19 protein-coding genes are annotated in these 19,684 nt (G+C 65.0%); 16 read left to right on the forward strand and 3 right to left on the reverse strand.

The annotated features are described in order from the left end of the window. The first annotated feature begins 45 nt into the window (after window positions 1-45). Window positions 46-714 (forward strand): TetR/AcrR family transcriptional regulator, encoded by a 669-nt coding sequence (locus ACWEKR_RS34360; RefSeq protein ID WP_452358049.1) that lies wholly within the window; start codon window positions 46-48, stop codon window positions 712-714. Window positions 715-852: 138 nt separating this feature from the next. On the opposite strand, the gene ACWEKR_RS34365 is transcribed toward ACWEKR_RS34360, so the two are convergent. From ACWEKR_RS34365 to ACWEKR_RS34375, 3 genes are all read right to left on the reverse strand, one after another. After that, window positions 853-1,596: a TetR/AcrR family transcriptional regulator gene (locus tag ACWEKR_RS34365; protein ID WP_452358050.1), complete on the reverse strand. Its 744-nt coding sequence runs from the start codon at window positions 1,594-1,596 to the stop codon at window positions 853-855. 301 nt (window positions 1,597-1,897) lie between these two features. Further along, window positions 1,898-3,058 (reverse strand): DUF3500 domain-containing protein, encoded by a 1,161-nt coding sequence (locus ACWEKR_RS34370; protein ID WP_452358051.1) that lies wholly within the window; start codon window positions 3,056-3,058, stop codon window positions 1,898-1,900. Then, window positions 3,045-4,058 carry a zinc-dependent alcohol dehydrogenase gene (locus tag ACWEKR_RS34375; RefSeq protein WP_452358052.1) on the reverse strand — a complete coding sequence of 338 codons (1,014 nt, stop codon included), beginning with the start codon at window positions 4,056-4,058 and terminating at the stop codon, window positions 3,045-3,047. Before ACWEKR_RS34375 ends, ACWEKR_RS34370 begins: the two co-directional genes overlap by 14 nt. Window positions 4,059-4,371: 313 nt before the next feature. Here ACWEKR_RS34375 and ACWEKR_RS34380 point away from each other — a divergent pair, with 313 nt between their 5' ends. The 15 genes from ACWEKR_RS34380 to ACWEKR_RS34450 all read left to right on the forward strand — a co-directional run. Beyond that, window positions 4,372-5,157 carry an SDR family oxidoreductase gene (locus tag ACWEKR_RS34380; RefSeq protein WP_452358053.1) on the forward strand — a complete coding sequence of 262 codons (786 nt, stop codon included), beginning with the start codon at window positions 4,372-4,374 and terminating at the stop codon, window positions 5,155-5,157. A gap of 27 nt (window positions 5,158-5,184) precedes the next feature. Then, window positions 5,185-6,120 carry a dihydrodipicolinate synthase family protein gene (locus tag ACWEKR_RS34385; RefSeq protein WP_452358054.1) on the forward strand — a complete coding sequence of 312 codons (936 nt, stop codon included), beginning with the start codon at window positions 5,185-5,187 and terminating at the stop codon, window positions 6,118-6,120. A gap of 50 nt (window positions 6,121-6,170) precedes the next feature. Beyond that, window positions 6,171-7,079: a LysR family transcriptional regulator gene (locus ACWEKR_RS34390; RefSeq protein WP_452358055.1), complete on the forward strand. Its 909-nt coding sequence runs from the start codon at window positions 6,171-6,173 to the stop codon at window positions 7,077-7,079. Between the two features lie 702 nt (window positions 7,080-7,781). After that, on the forward strand, window positions 7,782-8,639 hold the full coding sequence (locus ACWEKR_RS34395) for an MlaE family ABC transporter permease (protein ID WP_452358056.1): 858 nt from the start codon (window positions 7,782-7,784) through the stop codon (window positions 8,637-8,639). Then, a complete protein-coding gene (locus tag ACWEKR_RS34400) occupies window positions 8,639-9,502 on the forward strand; it encodes an ABC transporter permease (RefSeq protein WP_452358057.1) in 864 nt (287 codons plus the stop codon). The genes ACWEKR_RS34395 and ACWEKR_RS34400 overlap by 1 nt, the downstream gene beginning before the upstream one ends. A 139-nt stretch (window positions 9,503-9,641) precedes the next feature. After that, entirely contained in the window at window positions 9,642-10,598 is a 957-nt protein-coding gene (locus ACWEKR_RS34405; protein WP_452358058.1) for an MlaD family protein, read from the forward strand. Continuing rightward, window positions 10,595-11,602, forward strand: coding sequence for an MlaD family protein (locus tag ACWEKR_RS34410; RefSeq protein ID WP_452358059.1), 1,008 nt, complete (start codon window positions 10,595-10,597; stop codon window positions 11,600-11,602). The genes ACWEKR_RS34405 and ACWEKR_RS34410 overlap by 4 nt, the downstream gene beginning before the upstream one ends. Next, the gene (locus tag ACWEKR_RS34415; protein ID WP_452358060.1) at window positions 11,590-12,630 is read left to right on the forward strand and encodes an MlaD family protein; all 1,041 of its coding nucleotides are present in this window, start codon (window positions 11,590-11,592) and stop codon (window positions 12,628-12,630) included. The genes ACWEKR_RS34410 and ACWEKR_RS34415 overlap by 13 nt, the downstream gene beginning before the upstream one ends. Next, on the forward strand, window positions 12,630-13,733 hold the full coding sequence (locus ACWEKR_RS34420) for an MlaD family protein (protein WP_452358061.1): 1,104 nt from the start codon (window positions 12,630-12,632) through the stop codon (window positions 13,731-13,733). The genes ACWEKR_RS34415 and ACWEKR_RS34420 overlap by 1 nt, the downstream gene beginning before the upstream one ends. Beyond that, on the forward strand, window positions 13,730-14,785 hold the full coding sequence (locus ACWEKR_RS34425; RefSeq protein WP_452358062.1) for an MlaD family protein: 1,056 nt from the start codon (window positions 13,730-13,732) through the stop codon (window positions 14,783-14,785). The genes ACWEKR_RS34420 and ACWEKR_RS34425 overlap by 4 nt, the downstream gene beginning before the upstream one ends. Continuing rightward, entirely contained in the window at window positions 14,782-15,750 is a 969-nt protein-coding gene (locus ACWEKR_RS34430; RefSeq protein WP_452358063.1) for an MlaD family protein, read from the forward strand. Before ACWEKR_RS34425 ends, ACWEKR_RS34430 begins: the two co-directional genes overlap by 4 nt. Before the next feature lie 38 nt (window positions 15,751-15,788). After that, window positions 15,789-16,406, forward strand: a complete 618-nt coding sequence (locus ACWEKR_RS34435; RefSeq protein WP_452358064.1) for a hypothetical protein — start codon at window positions 15,789-15,791, stop codon at window positions 16,404-16,406. Between the two features lie 152 nt (window positions 16,407-16,558). Next, window positions 16,559-17,557, forward strand: a complete 999-nt coding sequence (locus tag ACWEKR_RS34440) for an alpha/beta fold hydrolase (protein ID WP_452358065.1) — start codon at window positions 16,559-16,561, stop codon at window positions 17,555-17,557. Next, entirely contained in the window at window positions 17,554-18,450 is an 897-nt protein-coding gene (locus tag ACWEKR_RS34445; protein WP_452358066.1) for an alpha/beta fold hydrolase, read from the forward strand. The genes ACWEKR_RS34440 and ACWEKR_RS34445 overlap by 4 nt, the downstream gene beginning before the upstream one ends. Continuing rightward, window positions 18,447-19,684, forward strand: a 1,238-nt coding sequence (locus tag ACWEKR_RS34450) for an FAD-dependent monooxygenase (protein ID WP_452358067.1), incomplete at its 3' end; no start/stop codon positions are given. The genes ACWEKR_RS34445 and ACWEKR_RS34450, both read left to right, overlap by 4 nt.

The raw sequence follows: 19,684 nt of genomic DNA on the forward strand, positions 1-19,684 counted from the left end.
CGAACCCATGACGGGCTCAATAATAACGGACACACTGTAACCATTATGAATGGGCGGGTGGCTGCTGGTGGACAGGTCGATTCGAGCTCGGTCTTTCGTAGCCCGTCGCATGATCGGAGTGCGCCGCAACTGCCGCAGGTCGCCGACCGGCTGAGCGCGCGGGCGCGCAGCGCTCTTCGCACCCGTGCGGCACTGGTTCGTTCCGGGCGGTGGGCTTTGGGTAGCGGTTCAGCCGAACGGATCGGCATCGCCGGCTTGGCGCAGGAGGCCGGCGTCGCGACGGGATCCTTCTACAACCACTTCAGTAGCAAAGATGATCTTTTCGACACTGTCCTCGCCGAGGTGATCGGGGAGTTGGTACGGATACTCGACGACGCTACTTCAGGTATCGATGACCCCGCCGGAATCGTCGTCGCGCAGTTACGTGCGCTCGGCGAGGTCGGCATCGGCCACCCTGATATCGCCGCGATCATCCTTGCGATGGGGTACCGGTTTCTCGAAGACCCGGACGTCGGATCGCGCCTGGCCGCTGGCATTCGTGCCGGCATGGCGGCGGAGCGTTTCCGCATCCACGACCTGAACGCCGCACTCGACCTGGTCGGTGGAGTTGCCCTGGCGATACTGCGAACGTCGCAGCGCGATCCGGCCGCCCTGACAGCGCCCTGGATAAATATCCTCGCCCAGCAGGCGCTCACCGCACTGGGGCACCGTTGAGGCGGCGCGGCGAGCGAGCATCACGCGTACGCCCGGTCGCTTCCGTGTGCGATACCGGAGTCTCGACTTCTCCGCAGGGCACGGTATAGCGTCGGCTGCGACTGTTGTCCAGTGCGCCGAATCTCTACGCCGAACGAATCAGGCGGAGCCCATCGACCCGGTTTCCGCCGTGTTGAGTGATGCGAGGCCTGCGACGAGGTGTCGAAGTCCGAACTGGAACTCGCTTTCCAGGGTTTGCGCGGGTAGGCAGTCGGCGACGGCGATGGTGGCGGGAAACTGCGCCGGGTCGAGTTGGCGATAGAGGGCTACGAGGGCGGTCGGGTCGATGTTCGCTTCGGTGTCGTGACCTTGGAGTTGTGCGGCGAAGCCGACGACGTAGCGGGCCACGGTGGCGTACATCATGGCGGCGGATTCCGGCGGGAATCCGTTGGCCAGCAACATGGCCAGCACTTGTTCCCGCACGCGAAGTGCGTTGGGTCCGGTGGGTACTTGTTCGATGAGCAGGGGAGCGACGCCGCGGTGGCGGTGCAGGGCGGCGAAGATGGCTTCGGCCGCGGCGATGCAGGCGCGTTGCCAGTCGCCGTCGGTGGCGTCGTCATCGATGTCGACCTCGCCCAGGACGCAGTCGATGACGTGGCCGATGAGTTCGGCGCGGTTGGCCACAGCCCGGTAGATCACCGCGGTACCGGTTTCGAGGCGTTGGGCCAGGGTGCGCATCGACAGCGCGTCGGCGCCTTCCTCGTCGACCAGGCGCAGCGCGGTTGTCACGATCCGATCGAAAGGAACCCGTGGGCGACCAGGGGAGCGTCGGCTGGTGGTCTCGGTGGCGTCGGAATCGGTGGGGGGCACGCTCGCATTCTCCCCGATCGGCGGGCTGGACATCTGATCAGCATATAACGGCCACGACGTCGCTCTTTCGGTCAACCAATACCGCGAGGATCCGGGCAACATTTACTCCAGGGAACGCGGGCGGATACGGACGCGCCGAATGCTCGGTCCGCTTGATAACGCCCCGGTGACTTACGCCACCGAGGCGGGTCGAGTCCTCCGACTTTTCACCGCCACCGATTCGCATGGCGTGGACGGTGCCGCTCAGTACTCGAGGATGGCTCCCCGGCGATGCCGATCGGGTGATTCTGGCCAAGGGGGCTGCCGTTGCCGCCCGCATTCCGGCAGCGTTTCCTCAATGCGCGGTGCGCCGGCGGTGTTCTGCCAGACTGTCGAGCCCGAAGTCCGACCGCGGATTGCGCCACACCGAGTGGGCATGGTTGGCCTGGCGCTGGGTGTTGTCGTATTCGATGAGCAGGTCGGGGCCCTGGATTCGGTAGTAGTGCGGTTCCCCGGCCTCGAGGCTGCCTGCCCATCCGAAGTGGACCTCGTCGAGTGCTTCGTCGGCCGCGTAGCGCGCGGCGTGGATTTCGGCGAGTGGACTCGGCGCGCGACCGGTGTACAGGCTGATCAGCTGCCGTAATACGTGCCGGTGCTCTGGGTCGAGGTCGCGTGCGGCCAAACCTCTGGGGGGAAAGGTAATCGCCATGGCCGCATGGTCGGCTGCGGTGTATCCGCTACCGCTTTCGGCGCGCATGTCGATATCGTCGACCAGCTTTCGCAGCGCCGGGTCGTTGAACGTGCCGCGCCAGAGATCCTGCATGTGCATCATCGCGTCGCCGTGGGTGATGGTGGGCCGGTTGCCGGAGACGATGTCGGATATGGCGTTGGTGTGCAGTAATGCCGTGTGGTATTGGTCGGAGTCCAGTGACCGGGCCAGGTGCCGTGCCGCCTCTTCCGGCCCGCCCAGCGGCCGTAGTGTTGCGCCGAGCAAGGCGGCGCTGGCTGGATCGGCTCCGATGAAGCAGGGTGTCGTCGAGACGATGCGTCCGCCGATGATGAGGTTGTTCAGCGAGATGTGGTGGCCGCCGAAGCGCCATGCCCAGACCGCGTCGCCCGGTCGGCCGAACAACCTCAGCCAGTACAGGCCGGGATCTCGGCCCCGTTGCCGTCCCCAGCGGACTTGCCATCCTTCGACCTGATCGAGGACGTTCTCCAAACCCATCACGGTTGTGACAGTGGCGTATCCGGCCTCGGACAGTCCCGAGGCGACCAGCTGCATCGCCAAGCCCTGCTGATGTGCGGTCTGGTCGCGCAGGGCAAGTCCACCGTGGTCGGTCGGGGTGTAGAACCAACGGAGCCGCTCGGCCTCCGCGTCAGCAGCCAGAGGCGAGTCGAACTGCGCTTGGGTCAGTTGATCCGGGGCGAGCGATTCCAGCCATGCTGCCGCGCAGGCAGCCATGTCGGTGGCGACCAGCTCGCGGACCGGAGCAAGCGTGGACTCATCCGGTGACATCGAGCATGACCTTGATCGCGTCGTCTCGCCGTTCGGCGTAGGTATCGAATGCTTCGGCGATGTTCTCGAGTGGGAAATGATGGGTGACCAGGGGCCTGGTGTGCAGTCGTCCACGCGATGCCAGCGACAGGGCCCTGGCTACCGAGTTCGCGCCTTCGCCGCGGATGGTGTCGATCGAGATTCCGTTCATCACAGCGTGATTGAGGTCAGCCGTCACCGGTTGTTCGAAGAAGCCCGCCAAAACGATTCTGCCGCCGCGCTTGACCATGTGGATCGCGTCGTCGACGGCGCTGGGAGCTCCGGAGCACTCCACGACGATGTCGACGCCGAGTCCGCCGGTGATCTCTCGAACCGCGGCGACGGCGTCCTCCTCGCGGGAGTTCAGTAGATGGTCGGCCCCGAATTGCTTCCCGATCTCCAGTCTGTTGTTGCGTGTGCCCACGAGGATTACCGGCTCGGCTCCGAGTTCGCGCGCGACCTGGACGGCCATCAATCCGATAGGGCCGGGACCGATCACTGCGACGCGGGCGCCGACCAGCAGCGAGTCGAGCACGTCGAAAGCGTGCATCACGGTGCCGGCGGTGGTCAGCACGACGGCCGAGTCGAAGTCGATGTGATCGGGAAGCCGGTACAGCGTGGAGACGTGGTTGACGACATATTCGGCGAAGCCGCCGTTGACCGTCATCCCCTGTGTCCGATGGCCTTTCGCCTGGTTGCCGTAGTTCAAACAGTCCGTGTAGGAGCCGGACAGGCAGTTGACGCATCGCATGCAGCCCCGGTGGGCCTCGGTGACGACGCGATCGCCGACGGCGAACTCGTCGACGGCGCTGCCGACCGCGACCACGACACCCGCGTACTCGTGGCCGGGGATGAAGGTGTCCGGCGCCGGGCCGGCTCCGTGGAAGAACCGACGGCTGCGGACCTTGAGGTCGGTGCCGCACAGCGACGCCCGGTGAACTCGTACGAGAACGTCGTCCGGGCCCGGGTGGGGCACCGGCATGGTTTTGGTCTTGATAATTCCCGGCTCGCCTATCACTGCCGCCAGCATTGTTTCCGGAAAGGACACCACTTTGCCTTTCGTTGTCCTTTTATGGTCCACCACGAGGTTATGTGAGCGATTTCTCTCCTGTCCAACGGCGCGAAGCCGGCCCTGGCGGGAAAGCTTCCGCCGAACATGCGCTGTACTGCAGGTATAAGTCTGTCCTATAGGGTGCGGCGAATATCCGTATTGGGTGTACTCGTCGGCGCGGTGTTACGGTGCGAAATATCTGGGAAATGCCGGGAATTATCGGCGTTCGGTCGAGGAGTAGACTTTGGATCTCGAGATTACCGGTCGAACCGCACTGGTTCTGGGAGCGGGCGGCGGCCTGGGTGGCGCCATCGCGGAGAAATTGGCGTCCGAGGGCGCCCAGGTGGCCGTCGCCGATATCCATCGCCAAGCCGCCGAATCCCGCTGCGACACGATCGTCGCGGCCGGCGGCCGAGCCATACCGGTGGCGTGGGATATCGCCGACCTCGACGCCATCGAAGGCAACGTCGCTGCGATCGAGCGAACCCTCGGCCCGGTCGAAATCCTGGTCAACAACACCGGCGGGCCGCCGCCCTCGCCGGTCCTGGGCCGGCCTTCTGCGGTGTGGCTCGATCATTTTCGTTCCATGGTGCTTTCCGTGATCGCCATCAGCGACGAACTCGTCCCGGGTATGCGGGCGCGCGGATGGGGCCGCGTCATCACCAGCACCAGCTCGGGAGTGGTCGCTCCGATTCCCGGTCTCGGGCTGTCGAACAGTCTTCGTGCCACATTGCTCGGCTGGTCCAAGACGCTGGCACGGGAAGTTGCCGCGGACGGCGTCACATGCAACATCGTCGTGCCAGGGCGGATCGGAACCCGTCGCGTCGAGCATCTCGACCGGATCAAAGCCGAAGCCGAAGGCCGAACCGTCGAACAGGTCAGGGCCGACAGCGTCGCGACCATCCCCATCGGCCGTTACGGCGACCCGGACGAATACGCGGCGACGGTGGCTTTCCTGGCCAGCGTTCCGGCGTCGTACATCACCGGCACGGTGGTGCGCGTCGACGGTGGTCTCATTTCCAGCCTCTGATACTCACAGCGACAAAGGATCTCAGCCATGGCCGTGCTCACCCGTGAGGCGAAGGGCGTCTTCGCCATCGCGCCCACCCCCTTCGACGAGGAGGGAGCGGTGGACTTCGACTCTCTGCACCGTTTGGTCGATTTCTACGAATCGGTCGGCGTCACCGGGATCACCGTGCTCGGCCAGATGGGCGAGGCACCCAAACTGACTCATGACGAGGCGACCCGAATCGTGCGGCATGTGCTGCGCAGGACCCGGCTTCCGGTCGTCGTCGGAGTCTCCGCTCCCGGCTACGCCGCGATGCGCGCACTCACCGGTGAAGTCATGTCGGCGGGAGCGGCAGGCGTCATGGTCGCACCGCCCAACACCTTGCGCACCGACGACCAGATCGTCGGCTACTACGAGGGCGTCGCGGCCGTACTCGGCGAGGCGGTTCCCCTCGTCGTGCAGGACTACCCCCTGTCGTTCTCGGTTGTCATGAGCTTCACGGTTATCGCGCGTATCGCCCGTACCGTGCCCAGCTGCGTCATGCTCAAGCACGAGGACTGGCCGGGACTGGAGAAGATCAGCGCCTTGAGGCAGCTGGAAGCCGAGGGCGAAATGCCACGACTGTCGATCCTGTGCGGCAACGGTGGGCTCTTCCTGGATTTCGAGACCGCTCGGGGCGCCGACGGCGCCATGACCGGATACTGCTTCCCCGAGATGCTGGTCGATGTGGTCGGTCATACCGCAGCGGGTCGTTCCGAGGAAAGCCATGACATCTTCGACGCGCATCTGCCGTTGCTGCGATACGAACAGCAGCCGGGTGTGGGCCTGGCCGTGCGCAAGTACGTCATGCAACGGCGCGGCCTGCTCGCCTCCGACACTCAGCGCACACCCCGCACCGTGCTCTCGAGCCGAGCGCGGTCGGAAGTCGACCATCTGCTCGCCCGGCTCGCTCGCCGAGACAGCCGAGCGAATCGGGTCGCGTGACTCGCTCGCCGCACGCCTGCGGCCGGCGGGGGCGGCGGTAACTTCGTCTGATGCGACTGCGTCAGCTGGAGTACTTTCTCGCCGTCTGGGAAAGCGGATCGTTCAGTGCCGCCGCGGCACGGCTGTATGTCTCACAGCCGTCGCTGTCGCAGCAGATGCGTTCGCTGGAGAAAGAACTCGGCGCGCAACTGCTCGAACGCGGCCGCCACGGCCTCGCTCTCACGCCCGCGGGGCGGGTCTTCCTGCCCCACGCCGAGCGTGTACTGCGGGCTGTCGGAGAAGCCGCGGACGCAGTGCACCAAGTGATCCAGGGGCGAAGCGGCGACGTGCACGTACTGACCGTCCGGTCGATCGCCTCCGGCATCCTGCCTCCGAGCGCCGTCCGGTGGCACTCCCTGTTCCCGACGGCCGTCCTTCGGGTGCACGACTTCTCGCACCGTCGTGCGCTCGAGGAGGCGGTTCGCGGCGGACAGGGCGACATCGCGGTCGGACCGCGGCCCGAACAGTGGGAGGGACCCGTCGTGTCACTCGGTTACGAGGAGATGGTGCTGGTCGGCCCTGCGGGGCGGGACACCGGTTCCGCGATGGTAGAACGCGATGAACTGACCGCAGCCGACTGGATCCTCTACGAGCCCGAGCAAGGCATGAGCGAGATAGTGGACCGGACGGCCACCGCCCTCGGATTCACTCCACGCGCGGTCGCGCGTACCGGGCAGGTGGCCGCCGCACTGCTGTTCGCCATGGAGGGCGTGGGAGTCGCACTGGTGCCCAACAACGCCGTACCCGGCGGCTGGATACGGCACGCCAGAAGGATCGGGCCGGGGGTCTACCGCGAGATCGTCGCCTACAGCCGCAGCACGCCGACGCAACTGGCGCAACGGTACCGCGATCTGCTCACGTCTCTCGAGTTGCCCCTCACCTCGGCGACGGAGCTTCCAGCGGGGGCTCTGCGCTGCTAGGCGTTGCTCGCCACGATCAACCGGGTGCTCATCGCTTCTCGGGGCATCCCGCGATTCGGCCGATCCAAATCTGGTCACGACCGACGGCGCAGGCGAGATGAGTTCGATGTCGACGTGGCGGTCGAGCGCCTGATGCGCCGGGCCGTGGCGGCGCTGCGTTCGGCCGATGCTCGACGCCATCTCCGGCTTGTGAAGTGCGGCAAGGAATTTCGTCTATTCGTCGTAGAGGTCTATTCGTCGTTGAGTGGGGTGGATTCCGCCATATTGCGGGGAGCGTGCTCCACATCCCTCACTCCGCCGGTAGTCGGACGGTGCCAAAAATAACGGCAACGATGTTGTTGAAACATATTGACGACCGCCGTGATGTCGGCCACACTGTAGCCATTATGCCTGGACGAGTAGCTGCCGATGACCGGATCGACCCGGATTCGATCTTCGGGACCGAGCGGCGACGGAAGAACTCACGCGAAGAGCCGCGGGTGGTTGATGCGGCGAACTCGGGGCGCGGAGCGTGCTGTGCACCCGCCGAAGGCGTCCGGTGAATTGATGGTCATCCCTTCCCGCCGAGTGGGGAGGGTCGACTGACCAACTACATGGTCATTATGAGCGTGTAGTCGAAATGTGTAGGGATCGTGGACTGATTATGCGCGGCCGCCGGAAGCTGGTCGGCGTATATCGGTCCCAAGCGAAAGTTCGATCATTTTGACTCTGACACCCGAGGTGTTACCGCCGCAGCGGCGCGACACCTCCGCACTGCGGATCGTGCGAGCGAATTTCTCCGATACCGTTGTTTCGGGGGTGCGCACCGGCGGACGGACCGTGGACATCGCGTTGGAGACCGTCGGCGGGGCGCTGTCGGATCTGGTTCGTCGCCGCTTCCAGTGGCGCGAGATGCTGCAACAGGCGTGGTACCTGATCACGGTCACAGCTCTCCCCGCGATACTCATGGCGGTGCCCTTCGGGGTGATCGTCTCGTTGCAGATCGGCAATATGATCCGGGAACTGGGCGGCGACTCCCTGCTGGGGGCGGCGAGCGGGCTCGGGGTCATCAAGCAGGGCGCTCCCATCGCCACCGGGCTACTGCTCGGCGGCGCCGGTGCGGCGGCGATCGCCGCGGACCTCGGCGCGCGCACGATCCGTGAAGAAGTGGACGCGCTGCGGGTGATGGGCGTCAGCCCGATCCATCGGCTGGTCATTCCCCGCACCGTCGCCATGATGCTGGTCGCACCGCTGCTGAATGTGCTGATCATTTTCGCCGGCGTGGTCGCGGGGTACATGGTCGCGATCGGGGCACAGGGTGTGACCTCGGGAAGTTACTGGGCTACCTTCGGTTCTTTCACCACGGTCACCGACGTGGGCATTTCGCTGCTGAAAGCCATGGTGTTCGGATTGATCGTCGCGATCATCAGCTGTCAGCGCGGGCTCGAGGCCAAGGGCGGCCCGCGCGGAGTGGCAGACGGAGTGAATGCCTCGGTCGTGCTCTCGGTGGTGTGCATCATGATCGTCAATCTCACTGCCACCCAGTTGGTTCAGATGTTCGCCCCGACGAGGTTGGCCTGATGACCGCGACCAGGTATGCCCCGAAGGGACTGCGCTGGGCTTATCGATTGGCCCGCGACCGGAACACGCTGCTGCCGGTGGACTCCCTCGGATTCGCCCTGTCGTTCAGCTGGCAGGTGCTCTCGGCCATCCCCATGACGCTGAAGCACTATCGGATGCAAACCCTGCGCGCCATCGGTGACACGACTTGGGGGAGGGGTTCGCTGATCGTCGGCGGCGGCACCGTGCCGATGCTCGTCCTGCTGGGCATGGTGCTCGGCGCCAGTGTGGGCATCGAGTCCTACGGCACCTTGAATATGATCGGGCTCGGCCCACTGACCGGTGTGGTCTCTTCGTTCGCCAATACCCGCGAGCTGGCGCCGATCATCGCCGCCGTCGGATTCGCGGCGCAGGCCGGGTGCCGGATGACCGCCGAGATCGGATCGATGCGCATCTCCGAAGAGATCGATGCGATGGAATGCCTGGGATTGCGGTCGATTCCATTCGTGGTCACCACTCGGGTCATCGCCGGCGTCGTGGCGATCGTACCCACCTTCCTGGTCACGCTGATCCTCAGCTATCTGGCCTGTGCCGCGATCGTTGTCGGCGTCCACGATCAGGCATCGGGGGTGTACCAGCACTATTTCGACCAATTCGTCAGCGGTCCCGATATCGCCGCGGCGGTGCTGAAAGTGCTGGTATTCGGCATCGCGGTGATCCTGATCCACTGCTATCAAGGATTTTTCGCCGTCGGCGGGCCGGAGGGTGTGGGAATCGCCTCCGGCCGGGCGGTACGTGCCAGTTTCGTCGCGATCATCACTTTGGACATGCTGCTCAGCCTGGTCATCTGGGGATTCAGCTCACCGGTCACATTCACGGGGTAATGGAATGCCAACATATGGATTGCCGGGTGCCGCGATCACCGCGAAGTCAGCACGCCGGACAGGTGCGCTCGCATGCGCCGTCGCCGCGGTCGTCGCCGCGGTGTGGGTTGGGCATCACGCGGTGCGTGTAGACGATCGAATGGCTGTCACGCTGCGCACCGAGCATATCGGCGACGGCGTGGTCGCCGGAGCTCGGGTCCGGCTGGACGGGGTCGGTGTCGGTGAGGTCACCGGCATAAGCAGTGTCGGAACCGGTCAGCAGCAGATCACCTTGCGCCTGGACGGCTCTCAGCTCACCGGACTCACCGACGCTCTCGTTGTCGACTACGCGCCTTCGAACCTCTTCGGCATCAGCGAGATCGAATTGCGTCGGGGCGAGGGTGGCGCCCCGTTACGGGAGGGAGCTACCGTCGACCTCACCGGTGCGGCGGCGTCGCGAGTCTCCGATGTCACGATGGGCACACTGATCCGGTCACTGGGGCAGACCACCAACCAGGTACTGACGCCGGAACTGACCGGCGTGCTGACCCAACTCGCCACCGATGCCAAGGCATTCACGCCGATCCTGGAGGCCATCGTGATGCTGGGGCGAGCGGTGGCCGATACCCAGCGATACGATCCGTCCTTTCTGATCGGCCAGTATGCTTCGACGCTGTACGGGACGGCCGAATTCGCGGGCGCCACTGTCGACCTGCTCGACCACATCAACAACGTCGAAGTTCTGCGCACCGACCAGCCGCTCTTCGATGCCGGTGTCACCCTGCTCACCGACGACCTGTTCCCCGCGCTCACGAACTTGGGCCACGTCGGGCAGCGGCACTACACCGGCTACAGCGACATGCTGACGCCATTGCTGAGCATCACCGCCCAGATGGTGCCGACCCCGCACAAGTCGAGTGCGGAGCTGCGAACCATCTTGGAACGCATCGACAATTCGTTCGTCGACACCCCTGAGGGACCTGTTCTGCAGCTCGAGCTCACCCTGCGCGGATTTCCCGTCCTGGCCTCCCCGCTGCTCGGCTTCCCTGGGGCCGGTGCCGCACTCGCGCCACCCGCACCAACCGAGCCGGCAGCGATTCCGGGAGGTACCCGATGAAATCGACCGCCTACATAATCCTGCGTCTGGGGACATTCGCGGTGGTGATGGCGGCCCTCTTGGCCCTCGTCGTGACGGCAATCCAGCGCCCGGTAGCCGGGAGTACCGACACGTTCCGGGTGATCTTCACCGATGCCAACGGCTTGAAACCCGGTGACGACGTCCGCATGTACGGCGTGCAGGTGGGCAAGGTCGAGGCGATCACCTTGGATCAGGGACGGGCCTCGGTACGAGTGACCGTTCAACGCGACCACGCGGTGTACGAGGCGAGCACATTCGCGATCCGGTATCAAACGCTGACCGGCCAGCGGTATGTCGACGTGCGCCAGCCGACCACGCCGGGCCCGAAACTGGCGACCGGCGTGACCGTTCCGCCCGAGCGCACGATCCCCTCTTTCGACATCACTACGTTGTTCAACGGACTGCAACCGGTGCTCCGGGAGTTCTCGCCCAGCGCGCTCAATCAGTTCGCCGAGAGCGTCCTCGCCGTGATCGAGGGCAACGGCACCGGATTGGGGCCCGCGCTGAACGCGGTGGAGCAGCTCAGCCGTTACGCCGTCGACAGGCAGACCCTGATCTCCACGCTCGTCCGCAACCTGCACATCATCGACGACCGCATCGGCGGCAAGTCGCCCTACCTGGAAGACCTGATCCAGGGCCTGACCGACCTGTTCTCCGTGCTGGAGGACAAGCTGAACGGTCTGGTCGACTACGCACTCGCCGCACCACCGGTGCTCGGCCCCATCGACGATTTGCTCGCGACCCTCGGGTTCACCCCCGATACCAACCCGGATCTCGACGATGCCCTGCGCGCGGCGTTTCCCGACCCGCAGTCGGCGGTGGAGGTGCTGGGCAAACTTCCCGGCCTTCTGCAGTCGCTGGAGGCGCTACTGCCGCAAACCGGGCCCGAAATGAACACCAGTTGCTCGAAAGGAGACGCCGAGGTGCCACCGCAACTGCGGGTACTCATCGGCGGCCAGAGGATCGCCCTATGCAACCGCTGAACAAATTGCCGCGCGGACGAATTCGATTCCGTGGCGATAGACCCGTTCCCGACGACCGAACGGCGCGCCGACGGGAGCTGCGGCTCGGCTTGATCGGCGCGGCCACGGTGGTGTCGGTCCTGGCTGCCTGCGGCATCTTGTACGCGCTACCGCTGGGCAAGGTGGAATACCGAGCCGACCTGAGCGAGGCCGGAGCCATCCGCCCCGGTGAGGACGTACGCGTGGCGGGGATCAACGTGGGCACCGTCGAATCGCTGGAATTGCACGACGATCGAGTGCACATGGTCTTCACGGTGGACGCCGATGTGTTCGTCGGTGATCAGTCGACCCTGGACATTCGTATGTTGACCATAGCCGGCGGCCACTTCGTCGCACTGATGCCCGCGGGATCGAAGCCGCTGGGCAAGAAAGTGATCGCCAAAGACCGCGTGCGGCTGCCCTACACGCTCGGTCAGGCGTTCCAAGACGCGATCACTCCGGTGCGAGAGGTCGATGGCGAGGTTCTCCGGAACAATCTCGGCCAACTGCAGGCAGCACTGGCCGAGAGCCCGGATGGCCTGCGGCAGCTGGGACGAGCGGTGGATTCCATCGTCGACATCCTCGACCAACAGAATATGGATGTCTCTCGCGCACTGGCGGTTTCCCAGGAATACCTGAGCAGGATCAGCGGAAACACCGCGTTGTACGGCCGGCTCAACAGCAAGCTCAACTTGACCACCGACATCCTCGTCGACAAGCGTGCCGAGCTACGAGTGTCGTTGGCTCTGCTGGCGCGGTTGTTGTCGCGCATCGCGGCTGCCGAACCCGCCTACGACCATACGCTGAAGCCGATGCTGGACGAACTCGCGGAGGCGATCCCGGAGCTGGAGCGGCTCACCGGCCGCCTCGATCAGGTCGTCAACTCCGTCCAGAGCATCGGACAGCAGCTACAGCAGATCGCCGGCCCAGACGGGTACGCCCTCGATCAATCGCAGACGACCGTCTCCGCGCCCGCACTGTGCATCCCCGTGCCCGGGAGGTCGTGCTGATGCGACGACTTCTCGCGTCCCGCGGATTCATGTCGGTCACGACCGCCCTGGTCCTGGTCGGGCTCTGCGGTGCCGCCTACGTCGTGCTGACCGGAGCCGGTAAGTCGATGCGCTCGTACTGCGCGATGATGCCGGACGCGGTGGGGCTCTACCAGGGCAGCCACGTCACAATGCTCGGGATCCCGGTCGGCTCGGTGACTCGGATCGAGCCGTCCGGTGATGGCGTTCGTGTCGATTTCACTGTCGAAGCCGATCACCCCCTGCGCGGCGACGTATCAGCGGTGACGCTGTCCGACACACTCGTCGCCGATCGCAACCTCGCCATTCTGTCCGCGCCGAGACCGGCGGCCAGGTGGGACGCCGGCCGGTGCATCACCCGGTCTCTCACTCCCAAGAGTATGACCGAGACGTTGAACGCCTTGTCGAAGCTTGCCGCCGAGCTGAGCGCCCCGGACGACACGGGCAAACGGGACACGGTGAGCGCAGGACTGTCGGCTCTGGACACCGCAGTGTCGGGCACCGGCCCCGCGCTCAACGAGCTGATCTTCAAACTAGGCGATGCGCTGAAATCGCCCGACGCGGCCATCGGACGCGTCGGTGAACTGATCGACGCGATCAGCAAACTCGGCGCGACACTGAAGAACAACTGGGGCGATCTGAGACATATGCTGACACGACTCGGCGGAATGCTGGATCAGGCCAATAGCGAGGTGATCGCACCGTTCATCGAAATCGTCGATGGACTGCGAGTGATCTTGCCCTGGTTCAACGACATCACCACTACGTTCGGGCAGCCGCTGCTGAACATCGTGCATGCGACGGTCCCGTTGGTCCGCTGGGCCGGCGCCAATGTCGCCACGCTCGAACAACTCGTCAACATGATCCCTGCGCTGACCGATGCCTTCCAGCGGTCCGTCGATCCGAGTACCGGCCAGGCCGCACTCTCCTACGCTCCACCCAAAGTCGCTCTCGGTCGAGCCGATGCCGAACAGGTGTGCTCGGCGATCAACGCGACACTCCCCGGCCGCTGCCGCGGCGCTGAAAACGGTTTGGCGACGATCGATCTGGTTCCGCTGGTGCTGGCTCTGGCAGGTGCACGATGAGGGGTCGGGGCGGCAAGAAGGGCACGGCGAGACTGATCGCCCTCGTTGTCGCTGGTACCACGCTCGGCGGTTGTGCCTTCGATCCGTCGGCCATCACGATCCCCGGCACCGGCCGCGGTGAGGCATACCGCGTGCATGTCGAATTCGCTACTGCCCTCAACCTGCCCGCACGGGCGAAGGTGATGGCCAACGGCGTACAGGTGGGTGATCTGGCGGCAGTGACCGTGGTCGACCCCACGGCAACGGTTCCAGGCCATGTGATCGCGGATCTCGACATCGATCAAGCGGTAGAACTGCCCACCCGCACGACCGCGCAATTGCGGCAGAACACCCTCTTGGGGGACGTCTTCATCGAGCTGACCACACCGTCGAACGGATTCGACAACACTCTGGCCGACGGCGGCAGCATACCGATCGCGCAGACGAAACCACCTGTGCAGGTGGAAGATGTGATGGCCGGCCTCGCGATGTTCGTCCAGGGCGGTGCGGTCCACCAATTCCAGGACTTGGTGAACCGCATGAACGCGGTGCTGCCGCAACAACCGCCCGATACAGCTCGCATCACGCAGGTCATCGGCGCCGACTTCGAAGACGTCGCCCGGCATCTCGATGAGGTGGACCGCTTCCTCGACGGAATGGAGGCCGATACGGCGGTGGTGCTGGACCGCGATCGGGCGTTGCGTGGGCTGCTGAGCGAGCAAGGTACGACCCACGTCACCTCGGCACTGGAGTCCTTGATCCTCGTCCTGGGTGTAGCAGGTGTGATGGGCGATGTCGTCCACTCCTTCTCCTGGATGACCTCGCTGGTGACAGCGGGCGATGCCGCCGCAAAAGCCTTGATGCCGCTGATGTTCACCAACCGGCCGTTGGACCTGAACGCGCCGTCGAATCTCAACCGAATCGTGTCGCTCATTCGAGATCGGATCATTCCGTTCGCCGAGCACGGCGCGAAGGTGAACATCGTCAGCATCGACGCGGGAACCGGCATCCCTGCCGACGAACAGACCAGCCGGATCATCGACACCCTGCGCATGATCGGAGCCGTGCGATGACATCACGAGTTCGGGGCCCGGTGGTGTCGCTGGGCAGTCTCGCCGCCGTGTTACTCCTCGGCCTCGCCTACCTCACCTTTGATGTGGTCGGTGTCGACTGGTTCACCAGATACTCCACACTGACTATGACATTGACCAACTCGGGCAGCCTCGGCCCGCGCTCGCCGGTCCTTCTGTCCGGCGTCCGGGTCGGCGAGATCGTTTCCGTGCGCAACGAGAACGGTGGTGTCCAGGTCGGCATGCGCGTGCGGGACGACTACCGCATACCGGTCGCCAGCACGGTGATCATCGAAAACCTCTCCGCTCTGGGCGAACCGCAGGTGCGATTCACTCCCGTCCAAGGCGGCGACGGACCGCACCTGCGCGACGGACAGCACATCGACACCGCGGCGATCCGTACGCCGACGTCGATACCGGAGGTCGCGCGCCAAGTGACTCATCTGATGGAACAACTGGACCCGCAGGCACTGGAAGCCATCGTCGAGACTTTCGCCCAGGGTCTGGCGGGCACCGACGTCGTCGTCCCGCAACTCGCCCGGTCGACCTCCCTGCTGGCCGCGACCCTGCTGGCCCGAACCGATGCGATCCGAGCCATGCTGGTCGACCTTCAGGCATTGGGCGCGGACATGGACTGGACCGGTCCGGCGATGAGCGCAGCCGCGCCGGGCTGGACACAGATCGGCGCTTCCATGAACGACCTGGCGCGAGCGATCGAGAGGTATGTCCGGATCGGCACCGTGCCGGACATGTACGTAGAGGGCAACGGCGTCATACCGTTCGCCGGTCGACTCACCGACTATCTGGATGAGATGGGGCCGGAACTCGCCCGATTGGTGCCCGTGCTGACCCCCGCGGCCGCGCAGGCCGCTGGGCAGCTGGGCCGTGTCGAACTCAGCGCGCTGATTTCGCAAGCGCTCGCCGAAACTGGGGACGGCGTCGTGCGCTTGCAGATCAACGCCAAATAGCGGACCGCGCAGATCCGAACAACACCGCAGGAGCGCACATGACCATCGCAACCAACGACCAAATCGGCGAAGAAGCGACAACCGACCGGCCTGCACAGGCAGGCGAACAATCCGTAGCGGCTGGGCGGGCATCGTGGACGGTGTCGATACGGCCGTCTGGAATCGCACTCGCAGCCGCGTTCATCGCTGTCGTAACGGCGATGGGCGTCTTCGCTGCTCTCTGGCTTTCGACTCGTAGCCAGCTCAGCGATCGCGACGCCGCAGCGACCGCCGACCGACGTGCCGAGCAAGTCGCCACGGATTACGCGGTCGGCGCCTCCACCATCAACTTCCAGGACTACAACGCGTGGGTCACCAAACTCAAGGCGAACACCAGCGCGCCACTGGCGAACAAATTCGACGCCACGGCCCCGAAACTGCAAGAGATCCTGGTGCCGTTGAAATGGTCCTCGACCGCCACACCGATCAGTGCCGTCGTCGCCTCCGAGAACGGCGGCGTGTACAAGGTGAACGTCTTCTTGAACGTCAACTCCACCAACGCTCAGACGCCCGATGGAGGCCAGACGACGGTGACCTACAACGTCACCGTCGATTCGCGCGCGGGATGGAAGATCACCGATGTCGGCGGTATGGAGGGCGCTCTGCCGTTGAAATGACCGCTGCTGATATGTAGCCGAGTCGGTTCGGTACCGGTTTCGAGACGTCGGTCATGGCGTATACGCGTCGGCGTCTTCCTTGTCGACCAGGCGCGGCCCGGTTGTCACGATCCGGTCGAAAGGAACCCGTAGTTGGCCAGGGGAGTCGGCCGGTGGTCTTCGTAGCGTCGGAATCGGCGATGGGCATGCTCGCGCCTTCTCCCGGATCGGCGGGCCGGTCATCCGATCGTCAAAACGGTCACAATGTTGCCGCAACACTTGACCCACCCTCATGTATCGGCAACACTGTAACCATTATGAGTAGACGAGTAGCTGTCGATGCCTACATCGATCCTGATTCGCGCTTCGTGAGAGTCGAGGGCCACAACCTTCACTACAAACGGGCCGGGAGCGGGCGATCGGTGCTGCTCCTCCATGGCAGCGGCTCCTCGCTGCACTGCTTCGACCAGGTGGCCGCCACCTTGTCGTCGTCCTTCGACGTCATTCGCCTCGATCTGCCCGGGTTCGGCCTCACGGGTCCGCGCCTCGACCGTGACTACCGGGTGCAGACATATGCCAAGACGGTCGCGGCCTTCTTGAACCGGCTCGGAGTGGTCGATGCTTCGGTGGTAGGCAATTCGCTCGGCGGCAACATCGCCTGGAATTTCGCACTGGATTATCCCCAGCGTGTGGATCGGCTCGTGTTGATCAATGCCACCGGTTATCCCGGCAAATCGCTGCCGTTGGCGCTGCGGCTGGCACGCAATCCGATCGGTCGGGTGTTGTTGCCCCACCTGGCTTCTCGGTCGGCAACCGCACGCAATCTGCGCTCGGCGGTCGGGGCGCGATCGTCGGTGGTGGACGACGAGATGATCGACCGGGTCCACGCGATGCTGACCCGGCCCGGCAACCAGCAGGCCTTCATCGACTTCGCCAATATCGATCAGATCGACCGCACAGCCGAGATCCCGGCCATCACCGTGCCCACCCTCGTGCTGCGTAGCGCGTCTATCGACGGCCAGCATTTCACCCGCGATATTCCCGGCAGCCACGAACGAATCCACCCCAGCGGCGGCCACCTGCTCCCCGACGAAGATCCGGCGTGGGTGGCAGGCGCGGTCCTGGATTTCCTGACGACCGAGGTGGCCGCACAGCCGAAGGAACAACGATGAAGTACTTCGTGGCCCGCGACGAGACCCGCCGCTTGGACGGGCCGACCAGAGGCGAGTTGCGCGGTGAGTTCCTCCAATGCGGCGATGGGATCACTCACTACGAGCTGAGCGGGCCCGCCGCGGCAGAGACCGTCGTCTTCGCGGGCGGTCTCACTGTCCCCCTGTTCTACTGGGACGAACTCGCCGCCGAACTCCGCCGGCGCGGATTCCGCACCCTCACCTACAGCGCCTACGGCCGGGGCTATTCCGATCGGGTGCAGGCACGCTACGACGAGGCGCTGTTCGTGCGGCAACTCACCGACCTGACCGAGCGCCTGGAATTGTCCGAGCGGTTCCACCTCGTCGGAACTTCGATGGGTGCGCTGGTGGCTATGGCTTTCGCCGAGCAGCACATCGACCGGGTAGCTACCCTGACGTTGGCGGGCCCCGCCGGGTTGCAGCCCGCACCGGCCGCCGCACGGCTGTTGCGCCACGAGTTCTTGGGAACTGTCCTGGCCAAGAGCCTGGGTAGCCGAATGCTCGACCGGCACCTCTCACACAACGTGCGCGATCCACAGCGGTCCGCGGCACTCACCGCGATGGTGCGGGAGTGCTACCAGTTCGAAGGCTCGATCTACGCGTTGGCTGCCACGATCGCCCACTTTCCGCTGGGCGGCCGCCAGGATCTCTACCGGCGAACCGGCCACTTGCCGGTGCCGAAGATGCTGCTGTGGGGCGATCAAGACCAGGTCACTCCTATCACGAACTACGACGAGGTGTGCGCGCTGCTGGCGCCCACCGTGTCGCACATCTTCTCGCCCTGCGGGCACATGGTCCCCTACGAGGAGCCCGCCCGAATGAGTTCCCGATTCACCGCTTTCGTCGACGCCGCCAAGGAAGGGACGCACCGATGACGACCCAGCCGACCACCGATATCGTCGATGTCCTCGTCGTCGGCGGCGGGCCGACCGGCACCGCCTTGGCGATCGATCTGACCCGTCGCGGACGGGCGGTGCGGATCATCGACAAGGCCGCGCACGCCTTCGACGGTTCGCGAGCGAAGGGAGTCCAGCCGCGCACCCTGGAAGTGTTCGAAGACCTCGGCGTCCTCGATGACATCCGCGCCGGCGGCGCCGACTACCCGCTGTTGGGCATCCACGCGGGTCCGCTGAACATTCCTTGGCGCATGATCTCGCATACCGACGTGAGCTCGGATGTGCCGCATCCGAATACGTGGTTGATCCCCCAGTTCCGCACCGACGCCGCACTGCGCGCCGGCCTGCGGCGGCTGGGCGTGTCCGTCGAAGCCAATTGCGAACTGGTCGGATTCGAACAGTATCCGGATACGGTCGTGGCGACGGTTTCCGGTCCCGACGGTGTGACCGAGATCGGCGCTCGCTACCTGGTCGGTGCCGACGGCGGGGCAAGCACGGTCCGTAAAACCGCGGGCATCGGCTTCGAGGGTACGACGGACGAAGCCGATCGAGTGATCATCGTCGACGCAGTGGTGGACGGCCTTTCCCGGGATCGCTGGCATGTGTGGCCGCGTCCGGGTGGCCGGTTCGTCGGTGCGTGTCCGCTGCCGCATTCCGATCGGTTTCAGGTGATGATTCGTCTGCGCCCCGATGAGGAGCCCGATCTCGACGAGGACAGCCTGAACGCCCGCCTCCGCAAGCAGACCGGCGATAAACACATCCGTTTGTCGCATATCAGCTGGAAGTCGGTGTTCCGCCCCAACATTCGCCTGGCTGAACGCTACCGGTCGGGACGGGTGTTCGTCGCCGGTGACGCCGCTCATGTGCATCCCCCCACGGGTGCGCAAGGACTGAACACCGGTGTGCAGGACGCCTACAACCTGGGCTGGAAACTCGGTCAAGTGCTCGCCGGCGCGCCCGACAGCCTGCTCGACACCTACGAAGCCGAGCGGCAGCCGATCGCGGCCGGGGTCCTGGGTTTGTCGATCGAGAAGTACCAGGGGCTGTCCAAGCTCGACCCGTCGTCCATCAAACGCGGTGATGACGAACGCCAGCTGGCCCTGCATTACCGCGGTGGTCCCCTGGCGGCGAATGAGGCCCAGCGTACCGCAACCGTGCGGGTGGGCGATCGCGCGCCGGATGCGAAACTGCTGAGCGCGACGGGGGGATCGCA

This window comes from Nocardia sp. NPDC004573 (genome assembly GCF_053602135.1).